The sequence below is a fragment of the Streptomyces sp. NPDC000594 genome, from assembly GCF_040299965.1.
Lineage (GTDB): Bacteria > Actinomycetota > Actinomycetes > Streptomycetales > Streptomycetaceae > Streptomyces.
In genome coordinates this window covers 1-15,329 of record NZ_JBEPCY010000055.1, presented here as the reverse complement: position 1 = coordinate 15,329, position 15,329 = coordinate 1, and the positions used below count along the sequence as shown (strand labels likewise).

Genomic DNA, 15,329 nt, shown 5'->3' with positions numbered 1-15,329 from the left:
GGGAGGGTGCCGTGCACGGAGGGCGCGCGTGCCGTGGCGGCGGGGTACGGAGCGACCGGTTACATATGAATGGTGCAAGAAACTACGTTTCTTAATGCCAATGATCAGTATGATTCCCGCCGTCCGCTGCCTTATCCGGCCATCTGGGAGATTCAGGGCTACGGGACCGTCACCGCGGATCTGGTACGGGAGCGCTCACCGGAGGCCGGGACGGCGGGTGTCCCGGCGGCGTCCCGGGGCGACCGGGTGCCGCTCTCCCGCTGGTTCGACGCGCGGCTGACCTTCGCGGACGGCACCCGTCTGGAGATCCTGGCGGTGGTGGCGGGGGGCCTGCTGACGGTGGAGGAGCTACGGGCGGATCCGCCGCTGCCGCTGACCTCGCTGACGGTGCTCGCCCAGCGGATCCGGGGCCCGCTGGAGGCGGCCTGCCGCGCCGCCGCCCCGCGCCGCCGCCCGGCCGCCACCGACCCGCCGCCCGCCGCCGATCTCCCCGCGCGCGGGACCACCTCCGCTCCGGAGTCCGGCATCCCCGCCCCCGTCGACCGCCCCCGCGACGAGGGCCATGCCCCGCCCCCGGGCCCCGCGGTACCGCCTGCGGCGGGCGGCTGCGGGAGCGGGACGGTCCGGCCCCCCGGCGAGGAATCCCCCGACGGCGGCCCGGAAGCCACGACCGGCCCGGCCGGGACCCGCGCGCCCGGTGCGGACCCGGGCGCGGTGCCGGTGCCCGGCGCGGAGGCGGATGGCTGTACGGGGGTGGCCGCGGATCCCCCCGTACCGGATGCGGAAGGGGCCTGTGGCGGGGACGACGGTGTCGTGGACACGGCGGCGGCGGGGCGGGGGAACGGCCGTCACCGGAAGCGTCAGGAACCCGCCGGGGGCGCGGCCGCGCGGCGGGGCCGGCGCGGGGCGGTGCGGGGACGGACGGGTCACCGGGTCGCCGCCGACGCCTACCGGGCCGCGCGGCGCGGCGGTACCGACCCCGTCCTCGCGGTCATGAGCGCCACCGGCCGCAGCCGCCGTACCTCCCTGCGGCTCATCGCCGGGGCCCGCGCCGCGGGGCTGCTCGCCCGCCACCGCCCCCGGCGCATCCGCCGCCGCTGACCCCGACGCGCCACCGGGCCCGCACGGCAGCGCCGCGCGGGCCCGGACGGCGGTCGGCAGTCAGCGCCCGGCAGTCAGCGCCCGGCAGTCAGCGCCCGGCGGTCGGCGGTCAGAGGTCGCGCATCCTGTTGATCTCCACCGTCTGGCTCGCGACCACATCGCTCGCCATCTCCTCCACCCGGACGTTGTTCCCGTCCGTCAGCACCTCGGTGGCCATGGTGATCGCCCCCTCGTGGTGCGTGATCATCAGCTTCAGGAAGAGCTTGTCGAAGGCCCCGCCCCGGGCGTCCCGCAGCCGGTCGAGCTGCTTCTCGGTGGCCATGCCGGGCATCTCGCCATGATCCCCGCCCTGGCCGCCCCCGCCGTGACCGCTGTGTCCATCGTGCCCGCCGTCCTTCGCGGGCTTCTCGCCATGGCCGTCCAGCCACCCCTCCATCGCGCCGATCTCCGGCTTCTGCGCGGCGGATATGCGCTCCGCGAGGAGTTTGACCCGCTTCGAATCGGCCCGGCGCGGCACCAGTTCGGTCATGGTCAGCGCCTGCTGATGGTGGGCGATCATCCGGTGGGCGTACGCGATGTCGGCGTCGTTGGGGGAGTCGTCCGGAAGGGCCTTCCGCGCCTCCTCGGCGGTGAGCGTCCGCGCCGGTTCCCCCGGCTTCCCGGGCGCCACCACCGACCCGGTGGTCCCGCCCGCCTTCGTACCGGAAGATGCCCCCTCCGACCCGTTCTTGCCGGACGCGTCCGAACCGGATCCCGACTCACAGGCGCCCAGGGCGAGTACGGCGGCGGCGACCGCTGCCGCGACGACCGTCCCGCGCGTCCTTCTGGTCGAGCGGCGTTGCACCACGGTGATCTCCCGCTTCTCTTGAGGTGATTGACGACTGTTTGTGGCCGTTTCTAGCACGGAACAATCAGCAGTTGATCAAAAACTCTTATTACGTCTGTGTTGCCATCTGTTGAGATGTGCATGCAAGGGAAGATACTGCCGTGGTCCGTGAACCCGTTCGAACCGGAGCGGATACACAGGGAGGACGTAGTGAGCTTGCTGCACAACACCCGTGCGCGGGGCAGACGACTGGGCGTGGCGACCGCCGCGGCGGGTCTGCTCGCGACACTGCTGACGGCGGCACCCGCCATGGCCACCCCCGACCCCGGGGAGAGCCTCAAGGGGGACAAGGTGTCCTCCGGTGAGGTGGCCAAGGCGCGGTCCGCCATCGAGGACAACCGGATACCCGGCGTGGACGAGATCGTCCACAGTCCCAACATCGAACACCTCGTCAATGTCCCCAAGGGGGCGCTGAAGAGCACGAATACGGACATCTCCTTCCAGGGGAAGTACGCGTTCGCCGGTACCTATGACGGCTTCACCATCTTCGACATCAGCAACCCCCGGGCACCGAAGACCGTTTCCGAGGTGCTCTGCCCCGGTGGCCAGAACGACGTCTCGGTCTCCGGCGATCTGCTGATCCTCTCCACCGACTCGTCCCGCAGCGACAACTCCTGCTCCAGCAGGTCGCAGTCGGCGACGATCAAGGAGTCGTGGGAGGGCATAAAGATCTTCGACATCAGCGACAAGAGCAACCCGAAGTATGTCGCCGCTGTCGAGACCGCGTGTGGATCCCACACCAACACGATCGTCCCGGAACGCCGGAATGTGTACGTCTATGTCTCGTCGTACTTCCCGAGCGCGTCCTTCCCGGACTGCCAGCCGCCGCATGACGGCATCTCCATCGTGAAGATCCCGCGCAAGGCGCCGGAGCAGTCCCGGGTCATCGGATTCCCGAGCCTCTTCCCGGACGGCGGCAACCCGGGTCACCCGACGAACCCGGGTGTCACCCAGACCACCGGCTGCCACGACATCACCGTGCTGCCCTCGAAGGACCTGGCCGCCGGTGCCTGCATGGGTGACGGCATCCTCTTCGACATCGAGGACCCGGAGCGTCCGAAGCTGATCGACCGTGTCCAGGACAACGAGAACTTCGCGTTCTGGCACTCGGCCACCTTCAACCAGCGCGCCAACAAGGTCGTCTTCACCGACGAGCTGGGTGGTGGCGGCGCCGCCACCTGCAACGCCGAGGTCGGTCCCAAGCGGGGTGCCAACGGCATCTACGACATCGTGGGCAAGGGCGACAAGCGCAAGCTGGTCTTCCGCAGCTACTTCAAGATCGACCGCCACCAGGCGGACGCCGAGGTGTGTGTCGCGCACAACGGCTCGCTGATCCCGGTCAAGGGCAAGGACCTGATGGTCCAGGCCTGGTACCAGGGCGGCATCTCCGTCTGGGACTTCACCGACTCGTCGAAGCCGAAGGAGATCGGCTACTTCGAGCGCGGTCCGGTCACCCTGGACCGGGTCACCACGGCCGGTCCGTGGTCCGCGTACTACTACAACGGCTATGTCTACTCCAATGACATCGCCAAGGGCCTCGACGTCCTGAAGATCAACGACCGTCGTACCGACCCGGCGAAGCGGGTCCGGCTGCACGAGCTGAATGTGCAGACCCAGCCGGACTACTTCGACGACGACGAGGATGACGACGAGGACGACGACTGATCCGTCCGGTGACGGACCGGGGTCCTGCGATCCCTTCCTGACCGGAGACCGGCCGGGGCCCCCTGGGGTCCCGGCCGGTTGGTTTCCCGGCCCGTCTCCCGGCCCGCCTCCGGGGCGGCGTCCCGCTCCACGGGCCCGGGGGCGCCCGGCCCACCGACCGGCGGAACGCCCAGTTCCCAGGCGAGCCCGAACCGCTGGAACAGCTCCGCCCGCAGCCGCGCCGGCGGCATCGGCGCACCCGGCAGCACGATCGCGAAGACGGCGCCCATCAGCAGCGCCCGCAGCACCGGATAGTCCGTGTCCACCTGCCGCGATCCGGACCGCTCCACCGCCAGGCGCAGCAGCGACGCCAGCCGCTGCTGTTCCGGACACTGGATGAACCCCTCGGCCTGGAGCACCCCCGACATATGGGTCCGCATCAGTACGGGCCGCTCGACGGCGAGTTGCAGCACCGCGTCGATCGACCGTGCCAGCAGCTCATGGCCGTCCTCGGTACGGGGCTCCCGGCAGAACGCGGCCTCCAGGGTGCGGTGCATCAGCCGGTGCACGGCGGACTGGAGCAACTGCCTCTTGCCCGGGAAGTAGTACGAGACCAGACCGCGCGCGGAACCGGCCCGGTCGGCGATGGCGGCCAGCGTCGTGGCCTCGTAACCGCGCTCGCCCACCAGCTCCACGGCCGCCTGGAGCAGCCGGTCGCGCGAACGCCTGCGCATCTCTTCATTGACCGCTGGGCTCCGCGGGGACATGCTGGACTCCTGCGTTGACTGGCTCCGAGCCAATATACTCAGCGCGTTCCTCGGCCGCGCCCACCAGGCTCGCCGCGGGTGTGCGGCCCGGACCGGGCGACGCGGGGGATCGCCCGGTCCGGGCCGTCCTCGTACCCGGGTGCCGGGCCGCGCCGGTTCAGCCCTCCGCCCTCCGCCGGCCGTCGGCGAACCGCTCGTACAGCACGATCGTCAGCAGCACCCAGAAGCTCCCCATCAGCCATCCGGCCAGGACATCCGTGGGCCAGTGCACCCCGAGGTAGAGCCGGGTGAGCCCCACCCCCACCACGGAGACGACCGCGACCGCGGTCACCCAGCGCATCAGGCGGCGGCTGGTCCCGAGCACCGCCGCGACCCACACCAGCAGCCCGCAGACGACGGTCGCGGTCATGGCGTGGCCCGAGGGGAACGCCGCGAGACGGGCCGAGTCGACCGGGTCGGGCCAGCTCGGGCGGGGGCGGTCCACCGCGGCCTTGAGCACCTGCTGGAGCAGGGTGCCCGTGGTGGCGCCGACCGCGAACCACACCGCGAGCGTCCGCTCCCGGCGCCACCACAGCACCCCGAAGGCCACGGCGGCGAGCGCGCGCATGGTCCAGGGGTCCCAGAACCAGTCGGTGAGCACCCGGTTCACCTGGACGGCAGCCGGCTGGCGCACCGCCCACTCGTGCAGCCGCCCGGCCACCGACTCGTCGAAGGAGATCAGCGGTGACCAGGCGAGCGCCACCAGTGTCATCAGGACGGCGGAGAGCGCGGCGAGGGCGACGCAGATCCGCACCGGCCGGTACGGGCCGCGGTGCGGGCCTGCTCCGGCGGTCGGCCCGGATCGGGGGGAGGGCATGGTGGTGATCGTTCCTCTCTACGGCATGTCTCGGTGGTGGGTCCCGCCCCGGGCGGTCACTGCGGACCGGAGCGGTGACTCCCGCCCCGGGTGGTGACTCAGGCCCCGGGGGGTGACTCCAACCCCGGAGGGGAAGGTTCCGGTACGGGGTCGGCTGCCCCGTGCACCGCGTGATATCCGCCCGGCCGGCCTGCGGCCCGGGTGGTCGGCGGCTCGGGCCGGGGCGGTGGATGGGCTCAGGTCAGGGCGCGCAGCGCGGGGACGAACGCCACCAGCAGCGGGACCACCGGTACCAGCGCGGCGGCCGCGGTCAGCCGCAGCCGGTGGCCCGGGGAGAGCCGGGGCGTCGCCGACAGCAGCCGGTCGACGCGCTGCGGCAGATCCCCCTCGGGGGCCGGACAGGGGCCGAAGACGCCCCGGTCCTCGTTCAGCCCCACCAGCGCGAGGGCGGTGGTGAGCCGGCCGAACCGCTTGGAGGCCGCGTCGTCGGCGGCCAGCTCCACCAGCCGGTGCATCTCGTCGCGGAAGGCCCCGAAGACCGGTATCTGCGGAAAGCCCGAGGCCAGCGCGGCGGAGCAGTGCAGCAGCCAGTGGTGGCGGGCGCGGGCGTGCCCCTGCTCATGGGCGAGGACGGCATCGATCTGGCGGCCCTTCAGCCGGCGCAGCGCGGCCGTGGTGATGACGAGCTGCGGGGTGCCGCCCGCGAGCCACCAGGCGCCGGGCCGCTCGCCCTCCAGGACCACCAGGGGCTCGCCGCCCGGCTCCTCGCCGGGCAGCAGCGGCGAGCGGACCAGCAGTTCGGCACGGCGTCTGCGGCGCTGGGCGCGGGCGTCCCTGATCTCCCGGGTGAGCATGACGGCGGTCCAGAGGCCACCGCAGGCGAGCAGCCCCGCGAGGAGCGCGGCCCAGGGGCCCTCGCTGCCGAGCGCGTAGGCCTCCATCACTCCGTGCGGTGCGGGGGCGAAGACCTGGCCCCGGACGAACTGCCAGGCCGCGGCGGCGCTGAAGGTCATCGAGAGCGCGAAACAGAGCAGTACGGCGGCGACCACGCACTGCCAGACCCACAGGGCCACGATCGGCTCACGCTCCCGCCACCGCGCCCGGGACACCAGACGGGGCGCCACCACGGCGGCCAGGGCTCCGAGCGACAGCAGCACAAGGGAGACCAACATGTGATCACCCTATGAGCGGGCCGCCGCCCGGGGGTATGGACTCGCCGCCCAAGTGATGTACGCCACGTTTCCCTCTTCGGCGGGGGGTGTACGGGTCGCTAGTGCTGTGACCGGAAAGGTTCACCGGCCCGCGACGCCCGGCACGGCACCTCGCTGCGTTGTCGGACCACGCAAGTACGTCCAGTACGAGCCGTGGACCTCCGCCTTGCGATGCACCACACCGGACGCCGCGGTCCCACGGCAAACCTTTCCGCCCACAGCACTAGGCCCGGCGCGGGGGACCGTTCGGCCCTGGGCGCGCGGGTCCCGGGGCTCCGATGCTCCGATGTTCCGAGGCGGTGGGGTGGCGGGGCGGTCAGAGGGCCAGCAGCATCGCCAGCATGCCGAGCGCCATGGCCAGCCGGCAGGCGGGCGCCAGCCCCGGCCCGCTCCCCGCCCGTCCGCCCCCCGCCCTTCCTGTCCCCGCCTGCCCGTCCCCGCCGTCCCCGGCCGGCGCCGTCGCTCGGGGTCCGGTGGCCATGACCCCGGCCGGGGCTCCCGCCGCCGGGACCAGCCGTGCGCCCGACAGCAGTGCGTACCCCGCGTAGTAGAGCAGCAGGGCGCCCGTCACCAGCGGCACCCCGGCCGCCGCCGGATGGCCGCCGTGTCCCGTCGCCGGAGGCGCCATCGCCAGGGCCATGTAGACCATGGCGAGCGACCCGACGAGATGGTGCAGATGCCGGGTGGAGCGATGCCGCAGGGACCACAGCGCGTGCAGCGCCGCCCCGCCGAACACCACCGCGTACACCGTCCAGGCCCCGTCCAGCAGCACCGGCAGCGCCATCGCGGCCATCCCCAGGCCCATCAGGGCGTCCTCGCCCGCCTCCCGGCGCTCTCTCCCGGCACACCGCCCCATCCGGACCAGGCAGTACCCACCGGCCGCGGCCGAGACCGCGACGAGCAGCCAGCCGGTCACCCAGGGTCCGTGCACGGCGCACCTCCCCTTCGACGGAGTCGAGGGGGCGATGCCCGCGTGCGGCGGCGCACACACCCGCGCACAGGGGTGTGCGCGGGTGCACACGGGGCGGTCGGTCCCGGGGGCTCAGGGGCGGTAGCGCAGGGGGTGGTCGGCGGGCACCTCCACCACCACGATCCGGTGACCGTCCGGGTCGGCGATCCACATCTCGATCAGCCCCCATGGCTCCTTCACCGGGGGCCGCAGCACCTCGACACCGGCGGCGGCCAGCTCACGGTGGACGGCGGCGGCGTCCGCCACCTGGAGCCACAGCTCGACACCGCCCCCGGGCCCCTCTCCCGCCCTGCCGGAGACCTCCAGGAAGCCGCCGCCGAGGAAGTAGACCGTGCCCCGCTCCGGGCCGGTGCCGAACTCCCGGTAGACGGGGAGGCCGAGCGTCGTCCCGTAGAACGCCCGCGACCGGCCGGGATCCACCGGCCGCACAATGATCCGGCTGCTCAACACATGCACCATGCGCGCACCCTAGGGCCTGGTCAATGGTGGCGCACCGGGGCGGCGCGGGTTCCGTCGGACACCCCCTCAAGGGGCGGAATCCGGCCGCGTACGCTCGGGGCGCACCTGGAGCTAAGGAGAGACCCCGATGGACACGGCCGACCTCGCCCCCCGCCTGGAGACGGACACCGCCACGGCGACGGAGACGCAGACGCAGACCGCGGCGACGGAGATCGCGGAGACGGGCGCCCTCGTCCTCCGTGACGCCACCGCCGCCGACGCGGAGCGGCTGATGGAGGTGATCCATCTCGCCTACCGCCGGAACACCGGCCGGGCCTGGACCTCCGAGGCGCATCTCATCGAGGGCATGCGGATCACCGGGCCCGCGCTGCGCGGCCTGATCGGCGCCCCGGGCCGGCGGCTGCTGGCGGCGGTCCAGGACGGGGCCGTGGTCGGCTGCTGCTCCATCGAGCGCCAGGGGGAGAGCGCCCACTTCGGCCTGTTCGCCGTCGACCCGGCGCGCCAGGCGGGCGGTCTGGGCCGCCGGGTGCTGGCCGAGGCCGAGCGGGCGGCACGGGAGGCGTGGGACACCCGGGAGATGCGGATGACCGTGCTCACCGCCCGCGAGGAGCTGATCGCCTGGTACGTACGGCGGGGCTACCGCCGCACCGGGGAGCTGAGCCCCTTCCCGTACGACGAGCCGACCGTCGGTGTTCCGGTACGGGCCGATCTCGCCTTCGAGCTGCTGGTCAAGGACATCACCGCCGGGTGAACCCCGGCCCGTCACGGTACGGCCGGCCGGCCCCGCGCACCCGGCCGGCCGCCGCACCGGACGGCACGGGGACCCGTGCCCCGGCGCGGCCCTCCGTCAGGCGGTGAACCGCCCGGTGCGCCGGATCTCCGGGAAGTCCGTGGTCGCCCCGTCGAGTTCCAGGGCGCGCGCCAGACGCAGCTGCTCCTGGGTGTTCACCACCCAGCCGATCACCTCGATACCCGCGCCATGGGCCCGTTCGACCGTCTCCAGGGTGAGCCTGCGGATGTTCAGGGCCAGGGTGCCCGCGCCGACCGCCGTGGCGCGGTCCACGATGTCGGCCCCCCAGCGGCTGGCGATCAGCACCGTCCGTACCCCCGGGACCAGGGCGGAGATCTCCGCGACCGCCTCGTCGTGGAAGGACGACACGGTGACCCGGTCGGTCAGATCCCGCCGCAGCATCACCTCCGCCAGCGCCCGCGCGGCGGCGACATCCTTGATCTCCGCCTGGAGCGGCGCGCTCACCGCGTCCAGCACCTCGTCGAGGACGGGCACCCGCTGTCCGTCGCCCGCGTCCAGCTCGCGCAGCTCCGCGAGGGTCTTCTCGGCGATGGGCCCGGTGCCGTCGGTCGTACGGTCCACATCGGGGTCGTGCATGACGACCAGGGCGCCGTCCTTGCTCAGATGGAGGTCGAGTTCGATGGCGTCCATACCGCAACGCTCGGCCCGGACGAACGAGCGCAGGGTGTTCTCCGGCTCGACGCCCATGACCCCGCGGTGCCCGATGGTGAGGAAAGTCAAGATTCTCTCGCTTCCGTCGACAGCGGCTGCCGCCTGCCGGGCCCGCCCCGGTCCGCGCACGGTGCGCCGCCGGGCGGCCTGGCACGGCAAGGACGCAGCCTAGTGGTCGCCCCGGATACGGCAACCGCCCCCGCGAGGACCGCTGGAGCGTGTCCTTCCGGCGGTGCGCCGGTGGCGCCCTCGGCAGGTCCGCGCGCGCCTCGCCCATCCGTGGGCGTGTCGCGGCGGCCCCTGGTCTCCTACCCGGAAAACCAGAAGGAAGACCTTCGCCCTCTCGCACGCCACCGTAAAACCTTCGGTGATCATGAGGAGGCGCAGGATAATTTCTTTAGCCCCACTTGTCCTGGGGAACGCACCATGGATACGGTGTCTTGACGCGAGGTTCTCCCGTGGAGGAAGTGACATGACGGAAATTCTTGTGCAGGAAGCCGCCTCCGCGGCGATATCCGACGCCCGGGTGATCGACCACCCCGCGTGGCCGCGGCTCAAGGAGGCCGTCGAGGAGATACGCCCCTGGCAGTCCAAGGACGGATCCATCGACTTCGACGCCGCGACCGCCCCCACCCGGGCCCGCGCCGAGGAGACCGTCGGTGTGATCGCCGACGCCGTCGCGGAGCTGTCCCCGCTGCTGCCGCACGACGCCGCCTACCACCGGGCCCTCGTCGCCGATCTGCGCGCCTGGGCCGACGGCGCCTTCGGAGTCCCCGACTTCCTGGACTCGCTGCTCGCCTTCCAGCCCGCGGCCGACCGCCGCGACGGCCTCCAGCACCTGGCCGTCTTCCCCATGTACACGCAGAACGGCAACCCGGACCGCAATCTGGAGGCCGTCGTCCTGCGCATGGTGTGGCCCGAGTGGCTGGCCGAGCTGGAGCGCACCCGCTACGACAACCCGCTCTTCTGCGGCATCACCTTTGAGGACTTCACCGCGGGGTACGACACCCACTCCGCCGTCCTCTTCCCGGAGACCATCGCCGTGCGCGAGGCCCCCGAGCGCTTCACCTGGGGCGGCATCTTCTGCGACCGTGAGGCCGCGCGCTTCCGCGCCGTCACCGAAGCCGCCGTCAGCGTCCTCGGTCTCGACCTCCCCGACGACATCCGGGCCATGGTCGAGGACCAGCAGCGCTGCCAGGAGGCCTTCGTCCTGTGGGACATGGTCCACGACCGCACCCACAGCCACGGCGATCTGCCCTTCGACCCCTTCATGATCAAGCAGCGTCAGCCGTTCTGGATGTACGGCCTGGAGGAGCTGCGCTGCGACCTCACCGCCTTCAAGGAGGCCGTCCGCCTGGAGGCCGAGGGCAACCCGCACGGCCGCGATGTGCAGTACGCCGTCCTCTTCGACCGGATGTTCCGCTTCCCGGTCTCCGGCGACCGCAACCGCAACTACGACGGCCTCGGCGGCCAGCTGCTCTTCGCCTACCTCCACCGGCACGACGTGATCCGCTGGACCGACAACACCCTCAAGATCGACTGGGAGCGGGCCCCGCAGCTCACCAACCAGCTCTGCGCCGAGATCGAGAAGCTCTACCGCGACGGCATCGACCGGCCCAAGCTGGTCCACTGGTTCGCCGCGTACGAGCTGGTCTCCACCTACCTCTCCCCGCACCCCGGCTCCCGCTGGGCCAAGGGCCCCGACGCCCTCGACCTGGACCAGCCGCCGCGCAAGCTGGTGGACGACGTGCTTCCGGACGAGTTTCCGCTCAGCATGTTCTATGAGGCGCTTGCCAAGAAGCTCAAGGGCGTGATCGCCTCGACCAAGGGGATCACCGCCGCCGACACGGTGGCCACGCCCACCGCCGAGGGGGCGGCGGCGTGACCGTCAGCACCAAGGAGACGACCATGAAGAACTCGGGCGGCCCGCTGGAGGGCGCCGTCGTCGCGGTGGCCGGAGCGGCCGGTCCGGCCGGCCGGGCGGCCCTGCTCCGCCTCGCCGACGCCGGGGCCACCGTCGTCGCGGCCGACGCCGACGCGGAACGGCTCGCGTCGGCGGTCGACGCCGCCCGCTACGCCCACGGCGGCGCCACTGTCATCGGTGACACCGTCGACCTGCTCGACCCGGCCGCCACCCGCGCCTGGGCCGACAAGACCGAGAGCGAGTTCGGCCGGATCGACGGCGTGGTCCACCTCGTCGGCGGCTGGCGCGGCAGCTCCTCCTTCGCCGACACCGAGCTGGGCGACTGGGACGTACTGGAGCGCCTGCTGATCCGTACCGTCCAGAACACCTCGCTCGCCTTCCACGACGCACTGCTCCGCAGCGACCTGGGCCGCTATGTCCTGATCAGCGCCGCCGGGGCCAGCAAGCCGACCGCCGGGAACGCCGCCTACTCGGCGGCCAAGGCGGCGGCCGAGGCATGGACCCTCGCCCTCGCGGACTCCTTCCGCAAGGCGGGGGGCGAGGACGGCCCGCGCACCGCGGCTGCGATCCTCGTGGTGAAGGCTCTGGTGCACGATGCCATGCGCGCCGAGCGCCCGAACGCGAAGTTCGCGGGCTTCACCGATGTCACCGAGCTGGCCGAGGCCATCACCGGTGTCTGGGACCGGCCCGCCCAGGAAGTGAATGGACAGCGCCTGTGGCTGACGCCCCACCCGTGAAGCACTCCACGACGGCTGCCCGCCGTCACCACGACCCGGCGGTCCGCGGATTCGCCAGCGACAACTACGCGGGCGCCCATCCGGAGATCCTCGCGGCCATCGCCCTCGCCAACGGCGGCCACCAGGTCGCCTACGGCGGGGACGCGTACACCGACCACCTCCAGCGGGTGATGCACAGCCACTTCGGCCCCACCGCCGAAGCCTTTCCGGTCTTCAATGGAACGGGCGCCAATGTCACCGCCCTCCAGGCGCTGACCGACCGCTGGGGCGCGGTGATCTGCGCCGAGTCCGCCCACATCAACGTGGACGAGGGCGGCGCGCCCGAGCGGATGGGCGGGCTGAAGCTGCTCACCGTGCCCACGCCCGACGGCAAGCTCACCCCCGAGCTGATCGACCGGCAGGCATGGGGCTGGGAGGACGAGCACCGGGCGATGCCCCAGGTCGTGTCGATCACCCAGAACACCGAGCTGGGCACGGTCTACACCCCGGCCGAGATCCGCGCCATCGTGGCGCACGCCCATGAGCGCGGGATGAAGGTGCACCTCGACGGGGCGCGCATAGCCAACGCCGCCGCGTCGCTGGACACCCCCATGCGGACCTTCACCAACGCCGTGGGTGTAGATGTGCTCACCTTCGGCGGCACCAAGAACGGCATGCTCTTCGGCGAGGCGATCGTCGTCCTCAACCCGGACGCGGTCAGCCATATGAAGCATCTGCGGAAGATGTCCATGCAGCTGGCCTCCAAGATGCGCTTTGTCTCGGTCCAGCTGGAGGCCCTGCTCGCCCAGGATCTGTGGCTGCGCAACGCCCGGCACTCCAACTCCATGGCCCAGCGGCTCGCCGCCGGGGTGCGGCAGATCGACGGGGTGGAGATCCTCTACCCGGTCCAGGCCAACGCGGTCTTCGCCCGGCTGCCCCACGCGGTCAGCCTGCGTCTCCAGGAACGTTTCCGCTTCTACTTCTGGGACGAGACGGCCGGCGATGTCCGCTGGATGTGCTCCTTCGACACCACGGAGGACGATGTGGACGCCTTCGTCCAGGCGCTGAAGGAAGAGATGGCGCGTCCCTAGAGCGCCTTCCGGCCGGGCTTTCCGGCCGCGCCTTCCAGGGCGCGCGCGTGCGCGGGACACGGCGGCGGCCTTCCGGGAATCCCCCGGAAGGCCGCCGCCGTCCGCGTTCCTGTGACAGCCGGAAAAGTCCACTGGGCTGGACTGTACGGTGTTGTATTCTGCACTTCGTCTTTCCGAGGGTCGGCTCGGCGGCCCGTGGTGGCGGCCGGGCCGAACCCCAGCGCACCTTCCACCGAACTGCGAGGAACCCCGGCATGGCGCTCACCCTCACCGTCTCCGACGAGGTCAGGGCGGTCGCGCCCGGCTTTCTCCAGCTGGCCGTGGAGGCGCACGGCCTGGTCAACGGGGCCAGTGACGCCGCCGGTGAGGCCCTGCTCGACGACGCCGTCCGCCGGCTCACCGCCCGCCTGGGCGGACGCGCACCCCACGAGGACCCCCATATGGCGGCCTGGCGGCAGGTCTACACCGCCTTCGGCGCCAAGCCCTCCCGTACCCGCAACTCCGCCGAGGCACTGGCCCGCAGAGCGCTCGCCGACGGGGGACTGCCCCGGATCAACGCCCTGGTCGACCTCTACAACGCGATCAGCGTGGCCCATCTGGTGCCGGTCGGCGGCGAGGACCTGGATCTGATCCGGGGCGCCATGCGCCTGGTACGGGCCACCGGCGACGAACCCTTCGCGACCCTGGCCCAGGGCATGGAGACGGTGGAGCACCCCGAGGCGGGCGAGGTCGTCTGGCGCGACGACGAGGGCGTCACCTGCCGCCGCTGGAACTGGCGGCAGGGCCCGCGCACCCGTCTCACCGAGACCTCGGTGAACGCCCTCTTCCTGCTGGAGGCGGTGCCCCCGATGACCCCGGCGGAACTGGAGGCGGCGGGCACCGAGCTGGCCGAGGCGCTGGCGAAGCAGAGCCCCGGCGCCCGGATCACCGTCCACCCGCCCCGCTAGGCCCGCCCTGCCGGACCCGGCTCCGCCGGGCGGGGCCGGACGGCCGTCATATGCGGCTCAGCGGGATTCGCGCAGCTCCTCGACGGTCGGCGCGGTACCGCCCAGATGGGCGGGCAGCCACCAGGAGTCCGAAACACCCTTGGGCTGGTCCGGATAGCCCTGCTGAGCCTCGTCCAGCAGCTGCTGGACCTGCTCGCGCAGCCGCCGGGTGATGGCCCCCGCGTACTGGTCGGCGGGGGCCTCGATCGGCGCGCCCACCCGGATCGTCACCGGGATGTGGCTCCGCTTGAAGTTGCGCGGCCGGCCCTTGGTCCACAGCCGCTGGGTGCCCCACAGGGCCACCGGGATCAGCGGCACCCCGGCCTCCTGGGCCAGCCGTGCGGCGCCCGACTTGAACGACTTCAGGGTGAACGACTCGGAGATGGTGGCCTCCGGGAAGACCCCGACGATCTCACCGGCGCGCAGCGACTCCAGCGCGTGCTTGTACGCGGCCTCGCCCTGCTTGCGGTCGACCGGGATGTGCTTCATCCCGCGCATCAGCGGCCCGGAGATCCGGTGCCGGAAGACGGACTCCTTCGCCATGAAGCGGACCAGGCGCTTCTGGGGGAGGGCCGCCAGACCGGCGAAGATGAAGTCCAGATAGCTGATGTGATTGCTGACCAGTACGGCTCCGCCCGAGCGCGGGATGTTCTCCGACCCCTGAGTGTCGATCTTCAGGTCGAGCGCCTTGAACAGCGCGAGAGCGGCACCGACGACCGGTCGGTAGACGAGCTCTGCCATCTGGGGGAGGACCCTTCTGTCGTGCCCGGGGAGGGTTCGCCCGGTGGAAGTTACGCAGCCGTAGGTTTTCGGCACTGCGCAGATCGTGCCCCATGTGCGCCGCTCTGACCAGTCCTGGCGGCCCCGGTCGGGGAGATTCTCGTCACGTCGTACATATCTGGCGGCCCACGGGTGTTCGAAGGGCGCGTGGAGGGTGTTCGGACGCCCGTCCGAAGGGGTCGTCCGGCGTCGGCAACATCACAGTTCCAAGCGCTTGCTTAAGGGGTAGGTTGAAAGCGTACTGGCGAGTAATATCTCGCCCGGGAGACCCGGTCGCCCCGATCGGATACCCCGCCCGTGGGCCCCTGTGCCGGCTGCCGCCAGGGCGGGTGCCGGTATGGGTGTGGGCCCCATGAATGGCCACTGCGAGGAGGAGAGCCCCGTGACGTTGAGGGTTGTTGTCTGTGTGAAGTTTGTGCCGGATGCGGCGGGTGAGCGTGGTTTTGGTGGGGATCTGACGGTGGATCGTGAGGGTG

General features: G+C 71.9%; 15 protein-coding genes and 1 pseudogene. 8 read left to right on the top strand and 8 right to left on the bottom strand.

Annotated elements, in window-relative coordinates:
* Positions 1-69: 69 nt before the first annotated feature.
* A complete protein-coding gene (locus ABT354_RS38170; RefSeq protein ID WP_502983572.1) occupies positions 70-1,101 on the top strand; it encodes a DUF6214 family protein in 1,032 nt (343 codons plus the stop codon).
* A gap of 109 nt (positions 1,102-1,210) precedes the next feature.
* Here ABT354_RS38170 and ABT354_RS36615 read toward each other — a convergent pair whose 3' ends face one another.
* Complete coding sequence (locus ABT354_RS36615) at positions 1,211-1,948, bottom strand: DUF305 domain-containing protein (protein WP_351502099.1); 738 nt, start codon at positions 1,946-1,948, stop codon at positions 1,211-1,213.
* Between the two features lie 189 nt (positions 1,949-2,137).
* Between ABT354_RS36615 and ABT354_RS36610 the strand changes: the two genes are divergently transcribed.
* On the top strand, positions 2,138-3,652 hold the full coding sequence (locus tag ABT354_RS36610) for an LVIVD repeat-containing protein (RefSeq protein WP_351502097.1): 1,515 nt from the start codon (positions 2,138-2,140) through the stop codon (positions 3,650-3,652).
* On the opposite strand, the gene ABT354_RS36605 is transcribed toward ABT354_RS36610, so the two are convergent.
* The 5 genes from ABT354_RS36605 to ABT354_RS36585 form a co-directional block, all read right to left on the bottom strand.
* Positions 3,610-4,398 (bottom strand): TetR/AcrR family transcriptional regulator, encoded by a 789-nt coding sequence (locus tag ABT354_RS36605; protein WP_351502095.1) that lies wholly within the window; start codon positions 4,396-4,398, stop codon positions 3,610-3,612. The two genes, ABT354_RS36610 and ABT354_RS36605, sit on opposite strands and share 43 nt — an antisense overlap.
* A 157-nt stretch (positions 4,399-4,555) precedes the next feature.
* Positions 4,556-5,254, bottom strand: a complete 699-nt coding sequence (locus tag ABT354_RS36600) for a phosphatase PAP2 family protein (RefSeq protein WP_351502093.1) — start codon at positions 5,252-5,254, stop codon at positions 4,556-4,558.
* A 236-nt stretch (positions 5,255-5,490) separates the two neighbouring features.
* Entirely contained in the window at positions 5,491-6,426 is a 936-nt protein-coding gene (locus ABT354_RS36595) for a M56 family metallopeptidase (RefSeq protein ID WP_351502091.1), read from the bottom strand.
* Between the two features lie 355 nt (positions 6,427-6,781).
* Positions 6,782-7,396: a DUF5134 domain-containing protein gene (locus ABT354_RS36590; protein ID WP_351502089.1), complete on the bottom strand. Its 615-nt coding sequence runs from the start codon at positions 7,394-7,396 to the stop codon at positions 6,782-6,784.
* A 111-nt stretch (positions 7,397-7,507) separates the two neighbouring features.
* Positions 7,508-7,894, bottom strand: coding sequence for a VOC family protein (locus ABT354_RS36585; RefSeq protein WP_351502087.1), 387 nt, complete (start codon positions 7,892-7,894; stop codon positions 7,508-7,510).
* A 127-nt stretch (positions 7,895-8,021) separates the two neighbouring features.
* On the opposite strand from ABT354_RS36585, the gene ABT354_RS36580 reads away from it, so the two are divergent.
* Positions 8,022-8,645: a GNAT family N-acetyltransferase gene (locus ABT354_RS36580; RefSeq protein ID WP_351502085.1), complete on the top strand. Its 624-nt coding sequence runs from the start codon at positions 8,022-8,024 to the stop codon at positions 8,643-8,645.
* Between the two features lie 96 nt (positions 8,646-8,741).
* Here the strand turns inward: ABT354_RS36580 and ABT354_RS36575 are convergent, their stop codons facing one another.
* On the bottom strand, positions 8,742-9,425 hold the full coding sequence (locus ABT354_RS36575) for a glycerophosphodiester phosphodiesterase (protein WP_351502083.1): 684 nt from the start codon (positions 9,423-9,425) through the stop codon (positions 8,742-8,744).
* 403 nt (positions 9,426-9,828) lie between these two features.
* Here ABT354_RS36575 and ABT354_RS36570 point away from each other — a divergent pair, with 403 nt between their 5' ends.
* From ABT354_RS36570 to ABT354_RS36555, 4 genes are all read left to right on the top strand, one after another.
* Positions 9,829-11,241 carry a DUF6421 family protein gene (locus tag ABT354_RS36570; protein WP_351502081.1) on the top strand — a complete coding sequence of 471 codons (1,413 nt, stop codon included), beginning with the start codon at positions 9,829-9,831 and terminating at the stop codon, positions 11,239-11,241.
* A gap of 23 nt (positions 11,242-11,264) precedes the next feature.
* On the top strand, positions 11,265-12,017 hold the full coding sequence (locus ABT354_RS36565) for an SDR family NAD(P)-dependent oxidoreductase (protein ID WP_351502127.1): 753 nt from the start codon (positions 11,265-11,267) through the stop codon (positions 12,015-12,017).
* Entirely contained in the window at positions 11,996-13,087 is a 1,092-nt protein-coding gene (locus ABT354_RS36560; RefSeq protein ID WP_351502079.1) for a threonine aldolase family protein, read from the top strand. The genes ABT354_RS36565 and ABT354_RS36560 overlap by 22 nt, the downstream gene beginning before the upstream one ends.
* Before the next feature lie 254 nt (positions 13,088-13,341).
* A complete protein-coding gene (locus ABT354_RS36555) occupies positions 13,342-14,034 on the top strand; it encodes a B3/B4 domain-containing protein (RefSeq protein WP_351502076.1) in 693 nt (230 codons plus the stop codon).
* A gap of 57 nt (positions 14,035-14,091) precedes the next feature.
* Here the strand turns inward: ABT354_RS36555 and ABT354_RS36550 are convergent, their stop codons facing one another.
* Positions 14,092-14,814, bottom strand: a complete 723-nt coding sequence (locus ABT354_RS36550) for a lysophospholipid acyltransferase family protein (RefSeq protein ID WP_351502074.1) — start codon at positions 14,812-14,814, stop codon at positions 14,092-14,094.
* Between the two features lie 421 nt (positions 14,815-15,235).
* Here ABT354_RS36550 and ABT354_RS36545 point away from each other — a divergent pair.
* Positions 15,236-15,329: pseudogene (locus tag ABT354_RS36545) on the top strand (electron transfer flavoprotein subunit beta); the annotation flags it as partial.

Bases quoted from the DNA above. Each gene is read 5' to 3' on its own strand.
- ABT354_RS38170 (WP_502983572.1), top strand. From the start codon at position 70: ATGGTGCAAGAAACTACGTTTCTTAATGCCAATGATCAGTATGATTCC.
- ABT354_RS36605 (WP_351502095.1), bottom strand. From the start codon at position 4,398: ATGTCCCCGCGGAGCCCAGCGGTCAATGAAGAGATGCGCAGGCGTTCG.
- ABT354_RS36600 (WP_351502093.1), bottom strand. From the start codon at position 5,254: ATGCCCTCCCCCCGATCCGGGCCGACCGCCGGAGCAGGCCCGCACCGC.
- ABT354_RS36595 (WP_351502091.1), bottom strand. From the start codon at position 6,426: ATGTTGGTCTCCCTTGTGCTGCTGTCGCTCGGAGCCCTGGCCGCCGTG.
- ABT354_RS36585 (WP_351502087.1), bottom strand. From the start codon at position 7,894: ATGGTGCATGTGTTGAGCAGCCGGATCATTGTGCGGCCGGTGGATCCC.
- ABT354_RS36580 (WP_351502085.1), top strand. From the start codon at position 8,022: ATGGACACGGCCGACCTCGCCCCCCGCCTGGAGACGGACACCGCCACG.
- ABT354_RS36570 (WP_351502081.1), top strand. From the start codon at position 9,829: ATGACGGAAATTCTTGTGCAGGAAGCCGCCTCCGCGGCGATATCCGAC.
- ABT354_RS36565 (WP_351502127.1), top strand. From the start codon at position 11,265: ATGAAGAACTCGGGCGGCCCGCTGGAGGGCGCCGTCGTCGCGGTGGCC.
- ABT354_RS36555 (WP_351502076.1), top strand. From the start codon at position 13,342: ATGGCGCTCACCCTCACCGTCTCCGACGAGGTCAGGGCGGTCGCGCCC.
- ABT354_RS36550 (WP_351502074.1), bottom strand. From the start codon at position 14,814: ATGGCAGAGCTCGTCTACCGACCGGTCGTCGGTGCCGCTCTCGCGCTG.